Annotated in this window: 9 protein-coding genes and 1 pseudogene; all 10 read right to left on the bottom strand. The window is 68.7% G+C overall.

Features of this window, described 5'->3' with window-relative positions; translation table 11 throughout:
• A pseudogene (locus ACJ73U_RS01655) lies at positions 1-1,291 on the bottom strand (DNA-directed RNA polymerase subunit beta); the annotation flags it as partial.
• Between the two features lie 423 nt (positions 1,292-1,714).
• A complete protein-coding gene (locus ACJ73U_RS01650) occupies positions 1,715-2,377 on the bottom strand; it encodes a hypothetical protein (RefSeq protein WP_407775684.1) in 663 nt (220 codons plus the stop codon).
• Positions 2,374-2,964: a hypothetical protein gene (locus ACJ73U_RS01645; protein WP_407775683.1), complete on the bottom strand. Its 591-nt coding sequence runs from the start codon at positions 2,962-2,964 to the stop codon at positions 2,374-2,376. Before ACJ73U_RS01645 ends, ACJ73U_RS01650 begins: the two co-directional genes overlap by 4 nt.
• Positions 2,958-4,052, bottom strand: a complete 1,095-nt coding sequence (locus ACJ73U_RS01640; RefSeq protein WP_407775682.1) for a hypothetical protein — start codon at positions 4,050-4,052, stop codon at positions 2,958-2,960. The genes ACJ73U_RS01645 and ACJ73U_RS01640 overlap by 7 nt, the downstream gene beginning before the upstream one ends.
• A gap of 12 nt (positions 4,053-4,064) precedes the next feature.
• Positions 4,065-4,661: a hypothetical protein gene (locus ACJ73U_RS01635; protein WP_407775681.1), complete on the bottom strand. Its 597-nt coding sequence runs from the start codon at positions 4,659-4,661 to the stop codon at positions 4,065-4,067.
• Between the two features lie 6 nt (positions 4,662-4,667).
• Positions 4,668-5,930, bottom strand: a complete 1,263-nt coding sequence (locus ACJ73U_RS01630) for an MCE family protein (RefSeq protein WP_407775680.1) — start codon at positions 5,928-5,930, stop codon at positions 4,668-4,670.
• Entirely contained in the window at positions 5,930-7,138 is a 1,209-nt protein-coding gene (locus ACJ73U_RS01625) for an MCE family protein (RefSeq protein WP_407775679.1), read from the bottom strand. The genes ACJ73U_RS01630 and ACJ73U_RS01625 overlap by 1 nt, the downstream gene beginning before the upstream one ends.
• Positions 7,138-8,319 carry an MCE family protein gene (locus ACJ73U_RS01620; RefSeq protein WP_407775678.1) on the bottom strand — a complete coding sequence of 394 codons (1,182 nt, stop codon included), beginning with the start codon at positions 8,317-8,319 and terminating at the stop codon, positions 7,138-7,140. The genes ACJ73U_RS01625 and ACJ73U_RS01620 overlap by 1 nt, the downstream gene beginning before the upstream one ends.
• Complete coding sequence (locus ACJ73U_RS01615; RefSeq protein ID WP_407775677.1) at positions 8,316-9,308, bottom strand: MCE family protein; 993 nt, start codon at positions 9,306-9,308, stop codon at positions 8,316-8,318. The genes ACJ73U_RS01620 and ACJ73U_RS01615 overlap by 4 nt, the downstream gene beginning before the upstream one ends.
• A gap of 61 nt (positions 9,309-9,369) precedes the next feature.
• A partial coding sequence (locus ACJ73U_RS01610; RefSeq protein ID WP_407775676.1) for an MCE family protein occupies positions 9,370-10,027 on the bottom strand: 658 nt, incomplete at its 5' end.

The raw sequence follows: 10,027 nt of genomic DNA, 5'->3' as shown, positions 1-10,027 counted from the left end.
TCTGCTGCATGAACTGCGACAGCTGCGAGGTGCCGAAGAACTCCTTGATCGCGGCCACCACGGGCCGGATGTTGATCAGGGTCTGCGGCGTGATCGCCTCGACGTCCTGCGTGGTCATCCGCTCACGGACGACGCGCTCCATGCGGGAGAGGCCGACCCGGATCTGGTTCTGGATCAGCTCGCCGACCGTGCGGATGCGCCGGTTGCCGAAGTGGTCGATGTCGTCCACCTCGACCGGCACGTCCTCGCCGTTCGCGCCCCGCATGCTGGTCTCGCCGGCGTGCAGGCGGACGAGGTACTCGATCGTGGTGACGATGTCGTCCTCGGTCAGCACGCCCACGTTGCCGGGCATGGCCACGCCCAGCTTCTTGTTGACCTTGTACCGGCCCACCTTGGCCAGGTCGTACCGCTTGTCCTTGAAGAACAGGTTCTCCAGCAGCGTCTGTGCGGACTCCTTGGTCGGCGGCTCACCCGGGCGCAGCTTGCGGTAGATGTCCAGCAGCGCCTCGTCGGTGCCGGCCGTGTGGTCCTTCTCGAGCGTCGCGAGCAGCGTCTCGGAGAACTCGAAGCGCTCGCGGATCTGCTCGGTGGTCCAGCCGAGGGCCTTCAGCAGCACCGTGACCGGCTGGCGGCGCTTGCGGTCGATGCGGACACCCACCGTGTCCCGCTTGTCGACGTCGAACTCCAGCCAGGCGCCACGGCTGGGGATGACCTTGGCGACGAACACGTCCTTGTCGGTGGTCTTGTCGATCGCCGTGTCGAAGTAGACGCCGGGCGAGCGGACCAGCTGCGACACCACGACGCGCTCGGTGCCGTTGATGATGAAGGTGCCCTTGTCCGTCATGACCGGGAAGTCACCCATGAACACCGTCTGGCTCTTGATCTCGCCAGTCTGGTGGTTGGTGAACTCGGCCGTCACGAACAGTGGCGCCGCGTAGGTCATGTCCTTGTCCTTGCACTCCTCGGTCGAGGCCTTGACCTCGTCGAAGCGTGGGTCGTCGAAGGAGAGGGACATGGAACCGGAGAAGTCCTCGATCGGAGAGATCTCGTTGAGAACCTCCTGGAGGCCTCCGACCGGGTTCTCGTCACCGGCGTCGACACGGCGCTGGAACCACGCCTCGTCACCGGTGAACCACTGGAACGATTGGATCTGCAGGTCGAGCAGGTTCGGCGTGCCCAGCGGCTCGCGGATCTTCGCGAACGAGACCCGTAGCGGCGCGCCTGGGATGCCAGAGTTCGACATGGTGGAGTTGGTCGCAGCAGTGGCTTGGGTCGCGCGGGAGACTGCCAAGATGCGTCCTTCCAGGACTAATGTGCGGTTGAGCAGCCTCGTCGGCAACTGCGACGAAACTGTTCAGGGGTGCGGTCGTGCCCAACAGTCTAGGGCATGCAAAAGTGGGCAGCGCAAAGGGGCAGTCTAGCCACAAAGTCGGCGACTGTCTAGGCCCGCACTCAACCGTCCTCCTGCCGAAGGCGTGCTTGGTGAATAGCGTGACCCTGAGGTGGCCGTGAGTCAAGATGCCGCGCCATGATCTCACCGGGTTTTCAGTTGTCGTGTCAGTGGTGTTCCAGCCGAAGTTCAGCAGGTGAACGCATATGTCGGCTGGTCTCGGCGGTCCGCGGGGGCCCCGCCCGACGATCTTCACCGTCGGTCATGACCCTCGATCCAGCGTGTGCGCAACGTCACGTTTCCGGGTGGTTGCACGCTTCGGGTTCAGCAGGTCGGGGCCGGCTTGCCGTTGAAGAAGGGCTGGCCGAACATGTCGAACTCGGTGATCTTCCAGTGGTCGCCGTCGCGACGTGCCGTGATCGCGAACTGGCCGCCCACGGTGACCGTCTTGTTCACGTCGGCCCTCGTCGACTGTTGGTCGATGTAGACCAGGGCCCGGGCGGCACCCGCGTCCAGGTGGACCAACGCGAGTTCGCGAACGGTCGTCTCCAGGACGATCATCTGCTCCGGCGCGAGCCGCTTCACCTCACCGAACAGGGCGTCGTACACGCATCGGGCGTCGCCCGCGAGGTACTTGTCGACCGAACTCTCGGTCTGTGAAAGGTTCCGGTAGTCGTAACTGAAGGTCTCCGCGATCGCGGTGTTCAGGTACTGGGTCACTTCACGCGTCCGGACCGGGTCGCTGAGCGCTTCGTTGCCCGGATCCACGCCCTCGACCAGCTGTTTCGCCTCGCCGTCCACCCGAGTGGCGACACGTTTCAAGTCGTCCGCCTCGGCCGACCGGTCGTCGGCCGTTGACCGCGCCCACAGTGCGGCCACGACGAGCAGGGCCGCGAGGGAAACCGCGGCGATCACCCACGCGACACGGCTCCCGCCGCTCGGTCGTTGGACGGGGAACGGGTTCGTCGGGGAGTCCCAGCTGGTCATGACCCGTACGCCACCTGACCGATGCTGTCGAGTTTCCAGTCCTCGCCGGTGCGCGACAGTGTTCCCTTGAGCCGCATGTACCTGTCGGTGGGCGCGGCGCCGGTGGTGGCGACGTTGATCCTCAGGGCCACGAGCACGGTCGCCGTCCCCGCCTGCTCGTCGACCTCCGCGACGGCCGCCGCCAGGACCGCCGGTTTCGTCACCGACTTCGCCTCCGTGACCGCGTTCTCGGACTGCGCCCTGCCGGTGACGATCTCGTCGTGCAACGCGCCGGTGGTGACGCGCTCCCACTCGTCGAGGTCGGCGTCGAGCGTGCGGTAGTCGAGCGTGTTCAGGATGGTGATGGCCTCGCGGCCGGCCGTGAGAGCCGCGTCCCGAGAGGTCTTGATCCCGAGCGCGTCATCCTCGCGCAGGTCCCCGAGGCGTTCCCGTGCCGCGGCGAGGTTCTGGCGTGCGTGGTCGACATCCGTCCCGGCCGAGACCAGGTCGACCACTGACCAGACCAGGAATCCCGCGGCGGCGGCCACCAGGACCAGCGCCATGACCAGCAGCGGGCCGAGCCGGCGTCCTGGTGGTGGGGTCAGCACGTGGGGGCTGGCTTGCCGTTGAACAGGGGCTGGCCGAACATGTCGAACTCGGTGATCTTCCAGTGGTCGCCGTCGCGTTTGGCCTGGACGGCGAACTGGCCGCCGACGGCCACCGTCTTGTTCACGTCGACCCTGGTGGAGAGCTGGTCGATGTAGACAAGGGCCTCGGCGCGGTCGCCGTCGATGCGGACCACCGCCAGCTCGCGGACCGTGGTGTCCAGGACGATCTTCTGCTGGGGCGCGTACTGCTTGACCTCACCGAACAGGAGGTTGTACTCGCACAGGGCCTTGCCCGTCAGGTTGTCCTTGACGGCCTTCTCGGTCGAGGCGAGGTCGGTGTAGTTGTAGCTGAACGTCTGTTTGATGGCGTTGGTCAGCTGGCCCTTGATCTGGCTCGTCGTCGCCGTGTCGGTGAGGGCCGTGTTGGTGTCGCCGCCGTCCAGCTCGTTGGCCTTGCCGCGGAAGAACACCGCGAGGCCGATCAGGATGACCGCGACCACCGCCAGGACGATCGCCGTCGAGATCTGGTTCTGCGCGGGGGTGCGGCCGGGACGGGCCGCCGCCTTCGCGTGGCGGGACCGCCTGGCCTCGGTGACGGACTCCGCCTCGGCGAGGTCGTCGGGGCGGGCCGTGCCCGTCGAGCGGCGCTTGCCCGCTGGCCGGGTCGCCGCGGGGCGGGGCCTGGGGCGCGGCCTGGCCTCCGGGTCCTCCTCGTCGTCGACGGCGGCGGGGGGCTCGTTCGTGCCCAGGTCGACCTCGGGAACGTCCTCGACGACCTGCTCGGGCTCGTCGTCGGTGATGTCCTCGGGGATGTCGTCGGTGATGCGGGGCAGGACGGCGGTCTCGGCGGCGGTGTCCTCGTCGGCCGCGCGGGTCGGCGGGGTGCCACGCAGGCCGTTGAGGACCCCGCTCACCCGCTGCGGGGCCTCCTCGTGCTCGTCGAGCCCCGTCCGGAGGTCCGCTTCACGCGGGTCCTGGTCGTCCGGCTCGTGGCGGTCCGGGCGGTTGCGCAGGCCCGCGACCTTCGGGCGGCGGATGGGCGGCGCCTGGCCGGTGCTGGGCGCCGGGCGGCGGCGGTGCGGTGGCACGTCGGTTCTCCCTTATTGCTGGCCCGGCTGCAGGTACGGGACCTGTCCGATCTCGTACAGCTTCCAGCCGTCGTCCGTGCGTTGCAGCTTCCCCGACAGCCGCATGTACTTGTCGGCCGGTTGCTGGCCCTTCACCGTCACGTTGACCTTCAGCGCGACCAGGATCGACGCCTGGCCGGCCCGGTCGTCCAGCTCGGAGACGGCCGACGACAGCGGGGTCGCCCTGGTCACCGACTCGGCCTGCACGATGGCGTCGCGGCTGGTCTTCTTGCCCTTCAGGATCTCGTCGTGCAGGGCGCCGGTGGTCGCCGCCTCCCAGTCGGCCAGGCCCTGGTCGACCTTCTTGTAGTCCAGGGTGTTCATGGTGACGACCGCGTTCGTGCCGACCCGGTTCACCTCGTCACGGGTCCGCGAGTACGACAGCGAGTCGTCGTTGGCGGCGCGGAACCAGGCCACCCCGAACCAGCCGGCCACCGCCACCGCGGCGACCAGCAGCGCGACCGCGGCGGTCAGCAGTATCCGCGGGAGCTTCGGCGTGCGCGTCCCGGCGGACGCGGACGTCTCGGCAGGTTCCCGCGCCTCGGTCGTCTCGGCAGTTGTCTCAGTCAACGTGCATCACCCCGGTAGTCCGAGCAGTGCGGTGAGGCTCGTCGGGCTGCCACCCCGCTGGCTCACCGAACCGGGCAGGCCGGCGAGTGGATCAGAAGTATCCGCCGTGCCGCCACCCGGTGGTGTCGCGGGTTGGTCGTGCGCCACCGGCACCCCACCGTAGGGCGCGTTCGCCGAGCCACGCACGTTGATGGGGCTGCCCGTCGGCTCGGCACAGTAAGTCTGCTCCGGCACCGGCGACGCGGGGTTTTCGGTGTCCGTTCCGTTGCGCCGCTGCGTCTGCTCGTACCCCCTGGTGCAGGGCGGCGGGTTGAACAGGTTGAGCACCAGCCCCAGGTGCACCTGGCCGGGGTCGGCGCCGAGCAGGCCCTGGCCGGCCGCGCTGAACAGCGGGTACGCGACGAACGCGTACTCCAGGCCGTCCTTGCGCGCCCGGAGGATGTCCGAGGTCGTGAGCAGGTTCGCGATCGTCACGCCGAGGCCGGGGCCGGACTCCTGGAGCAGGTCGGTCACCTGCGACGCCACCTGCGGTGCCGCCGTGATGAGCCGGCGCAGGTCCGGGTCGGAGTTCTTCAGCTGCTCGGACAGCAGCGACAGCGAGTCGGCGAACGACCTGATGTTGCCGGCGTTCGCGTTCTGCGTGTCCAGCACGGTGCCGCCGTCGGAGATCAGCGTGATCGTCTGCGGCAGGTGCTCCTGTGCCATGGTGGTGAAGTCACGCGTCTCGTCCAGCAGGACCTGCAGGTCGTCGCCGGTGCCGGCGAACGCCTTGTCCAGCTCGTCGACGACCGTGCGCAGCGAGTCCGTCGGCACCGAGCTGGCCAGGTCGTCCAGGTCTCGGATGACCGCGTCCGTGCTGACCGGCGTCACCGTCCGGTCCGCCGAGATGACCGAGGCGCCGGACAGGTAGGGGCCCTTGTCCTCGCGTGGCCGCAGGTCGACGTACTGCTCTCCCACAGCGGACCGGTTGGCGACCACCGCGTCGAGGTCCGAGGGGATCCGCGGCGCCTCCGGGTCGATGTTGAGGTCCACCTGGATGCCCTCGTGGGTCAGGTGGATCTCCCCGACCCGGCCCACGTTGTACCCGCGGTAGGTGACCTCGGCGTTGGTGAAGATCCCGCCGGACTCCCGCAGGTTCATCCGCACCGTGTAGCCGTCCGAGCCGAACAGCCTGCCGACGTCGGTGAACCGGAACGCCGCGTACACGATCGCGACCACGGCGATCACCACGAACGCGATCAGCTGGACGCGTACCCGTCTGGTGAGCATCAGCTGCCCCCTCCCCCGAGCAGCCCGCCGAGCAGGCCGCCGAGACCGCTGCCGCCCGACTGCTGCGAACCGGAACCCTGCCCCGACTGCTGTCCGGTCGACGAGCCGCCGATGATCGGCACCGGCAGCAGCGGGCTGTCCGCCCCGCCTGCCTGGCCGCCGAGCAGGCCGCCCACGATGGGCACGTTCGACAGCGGGTTGTTCCGGCTGCGGGACAGGTTGTCCACGATGTCCTGCAGGTTCAGGTCGATCTTGGCGTACAGGTTGAAGTAGTCGCCCTTGACGCCGTTCATCGCCTCGTCGCTGAACGGGATGGTGAGCAGCAGCTCCAGCGCCTTCGGCAGGTCCGCGCCCGCCTCCCCCAGCTTCTGCAGCGTCGGGGTCAGCGCCTTGAGGTCGGCGACGATGTCGGCCTGGCTCGCGTTCACCGTGTTCACCGCGACGTCGGACAGCGAGTCCAGCGACTGCAGCATGGTCACGAGCTGGGACCGCTGGTCGTTGAGCACCTGCAGGCCCGGGCCGAGCGAGTCGATGGCGCCGGCCAGCTGGTCCTTCTCGCTGGCCAGCGTCGCGGACAGCTGGTTGACGCCGTCGATGGCGTTGGTGATGTCGGACTTGCTCTCGTCGAGCGTGCCGACCAGCGTGTCGAGGTTCGCGAGCGTCGCCCTCAGATCCGGCTCCCGGCCCGAGAGCGCCGCGTTCAGCTCCTGGGTGATGTCCTGCAGCTGCTCGACGCCGCCGCCGTTGAGCAGCATGGACAGCGCGCCGAGCACCTCCTCGATCTCGGTGTTGCGGTTGGTCCGCGCGAGCGGGATCAGCGCGCCGTCCTCCAGCTGGCCCCGCCCCTCGCCCTGGGGCGGCGCGGACAGCTCGACGTACTTCTCCCCGAGGAGGCTCGACTGGCGCAGCATGGCCAGCGAGTTGGCCGGCAGCTTCACGTCGCCGTTGACACGCATGGTCACCTCGGCGGTCCAGCCGTCCGAGGCGAGCTGGATGTCCTCGACGCGGCCGACGGGCACCTCGTTGACCTTGACGCCGGACTGCGGCACCAGGTCCAGCACGTCCTTGAAGTGCGCCTTCACCGTGTACGGGTGGTCGCCGAGGTCGGCGCCCCCGGGCAGCGGGAGGTCGTAGATGCCGGTGAACTGGCTGCTGCACGCCGAGAGCGCGAACACCGCGGCGGCCAGCGCGGGCAACAGTCGTCTCATCAGTTGCCCCCCGCCAGGTTGCCCGGGATCGGCAGCGGCGGGGCCGAGCCGTTCTGCAGCGCCGTCAGCACCTCGGCCGGGGTCGGCAGCTTCACCGCACCCTGGATGATCGGCGCGAGCTGGTCACAGGTGTCCGCGAGGGCCTGCGGGAGCTGGTCCGGGGTGACCTGGCGGACCAGGTTGCAGACCGTCACGATGGGCGGCTGGGCCAGCTCGTTGAGGTCGGCGCGGGCGTCCAGCGTGCCGGACGAGCCGTTGTAGGCGTTGATGATGTTGGACAGCGCGACCGGCGCGATGTCCAGCGTCTCCGCCAGCGCCGCCCGCTGGTCCACGAGCACCTGGGTGATCGACGCGAGCTTGTCGACGTTGGTCTTGAGGTGCGCGCGGTTGTCGTCGATGAACTGCTGCACGGCGCCGAGCGCGATGCCCAGCTGCCGCACGGCCTCGGCCAGGTCGCCGCGCTCGTCGGCGAGGAACTTCGTCGCGTCGGCGGCCTGCTCGCTGAACTGGTTCACGGCGTCGTCGTTCGCGGCGAGCGCGGAGGTGAACTTCTGCAGGTTGTCGATGGTCGCGAACAGGTCCTCGTCGCTGCCGGACAGCGTCCGCGCCGCCTGGGACAGCTGGGTGATGGTCTCGTTGGTGATGGCGCCGTTGCCGGCGAGGTTCTTGGCGAGGGTGTTCAGCAGGTCCGCGAGCGCGCCGTCCTTGTTCACCCCGTTCGGGCCGAGCGTCTGGCTGACCCGGTTGAGGCTCGCGTACAGGTCGTCGATCTCGAGCGGCGTCGCGGTCCGCTCCTTGGGCAGCAGCGTGTTCTCGGCCATGGTCGCGCCGCCGGTGTAGACCGGGGTGAGCTGCACGTACCGGTCGCTGACCAGCGACGGCGCGACGATCACGGCCTTGGCGTCGGCGGGGATCCTGACCGCGCGGTCGATCAGCATGTCGACGCGGACCGTGTCGCCCTCCGGCGTGACCTTGTCGACGTGGCCGACCTGCACGCCCAGGATCCGCACCTCGTTGTCCTCGTAGAGGCCGACGACGCCGGTGAACACGGCCGAGTAGCGGCGCTGGTTGCCGTCGACCAGCACCCAGTAGAGGAACAGCGCCACCAGCAGCGCGAGCACGATCGCGATGGAGACCGTGCGGGCGGCGTTGCGGCCCAGCCGGGAGGCGAAGGTGCTCATGAGCTCCTCCCCAGGCAGCCCTCTTCGTTGACGACGCCGATCGACGGCGGCAGCAGGCCGCAGATGTAGTTGTCGAACCAGTGCCCGTTGCCGACCGCGTTGTTGAACAGCCGGTAGAACGGGGCCAGGTTCTTGATGCCCTGCGCGAGCGCGTCCTGGTTGCGGGCCAGCATGCCGGTGAGCTGGTCGAGGCTGGTCAGCACCGGGCCGAGCTGCTTCTGGTTGTCGGTCACCAGGCCACTCAGCTCCTTGGCCAGGGCCTGCGTGCCGGACAGCAGCGTGCTGATGGCCGCGCGGCGGTCGTTGATCTCCGCAAGCAGCAGGTTGCCGTCCTGCAGGAGCTTCACGACCTGCGCGTCGCGGTCGGCGAGCGTGTCACTGATCTTGCGGGTGTTGGACAGCAGCGTGGCGAGCTGGGTGTCCCGCGAGGAGATCGTGGTCGACAGTTGCCGCAGGCCCGTGAGCGCGCCCTTCACGTCGTCCGGGGTGTCGCCGAACGTCTGCGAGATGACCTCGAAGCTCTGCGCGAGCTGGGTGGTGTCGATGGCGTTGGTGGTCTCGGCAAGGCCGCGGAACGCCTCCAGCACGTCGTAGGGCGCCATGGTCCTGGCGCGTGGGATCGGCGTGCCCGGGTCGAGCACGTCGCGGCCGTCCGGCTCCAGCGACAGGTACTTCTGGCCGAGCACGTTCTTGATCTTGATGGCCGCGGAGGTCTGGTCGCCGACCCACGCGTTCTTGACCTTGAACGTCACCTGCACGTTCGACCCGTTCAGCTCGACGTCGGTCACCTTGCCGACCTTGACGCCGGCGATGCGCACCTCGTCGTCCGCGCCGAGGCCGGCCGCCTCGCTGAACTCGGCCGAGTAGCTGGTGCCGCCGCCGATGATCGGCAGGTCGTCGGAGAACATGGCCACGGTCAGCGCGAGGCCGATCACCACCAGACCGGCGATGCCGATCGGGATCGGGTTGCGGGAGCGGAAGGACCTCATGACGCCACCTCCCCTGCTCCGTGGCACCGCGGCGCCCGCTGGTTCGCTCCGCAAGCTCCGCTCATCGCGAACACCTCGCCGAGGACGCGGACGCGACCGGCACGTCGATCGGTTGGGTGATGATCCCCGGGATGCTGACCTCGCCCGACGCCGAGCAGAGGTAGAAGTTGAACCAGGAGCCGTAGCTCACCAGCCTGGTCAGCTTCGCCGTCTTCTCCGGCAGGAACTGGATGAAGTGCTCCACCACCGACTCGCTGTCGTTGAGGTTGTTGACCAGGCCACCCAGCGCCGAGATGTCCTCCTTCAGTGGCGCACGGGCCTGCTCGAGCAGGCCGGCCGTGGTGTCCGCGAGCCCGCCGAGCGCGTCGATCGCGTCCCCGATCGGCTCCCGGTCGGCGGCGAGGCCCGACACCAGCTGCTGGACCGTCACGATCAGGTCGGACAGCTTCTGGCCGCGCTGGTTGATCGTGGTCAGCGCGCTGTTCAGATTGTCGATGACCTGGCCGATCACCTGGTCGCGGCCGGCGATCGCGCTGGTCAGCGAGGCCGTGTGGGCGAGCAGCGACTCGACCGTGCCGCCCTCGCCCTGCAGGACCTGGATGATCTCGTAGGACAGCTTGTTGACGTCGTCCGGCGAGAGCGCGCGGAACAGCGGCTTGAAGCCGTTGATCAGCTCGGTCAGGTTCAGATCGGTTGTGGTTCGTTTTTGGTTTTTGTTT

The sequence above is a fragment of the Actinophytocola sp. genome, from assembly GCF_045807065.1.
In the GTDB taxonomy this organism is placed as follows: domain Bacteria; phylum Actinomycetota; class Actinomycetes; order Mycobacteriales; family Pseudonocardiaceae; genus Actinophytocola.
This window is presented reverse-complemented; position numbering and strand designations above follow the sequence as displayed.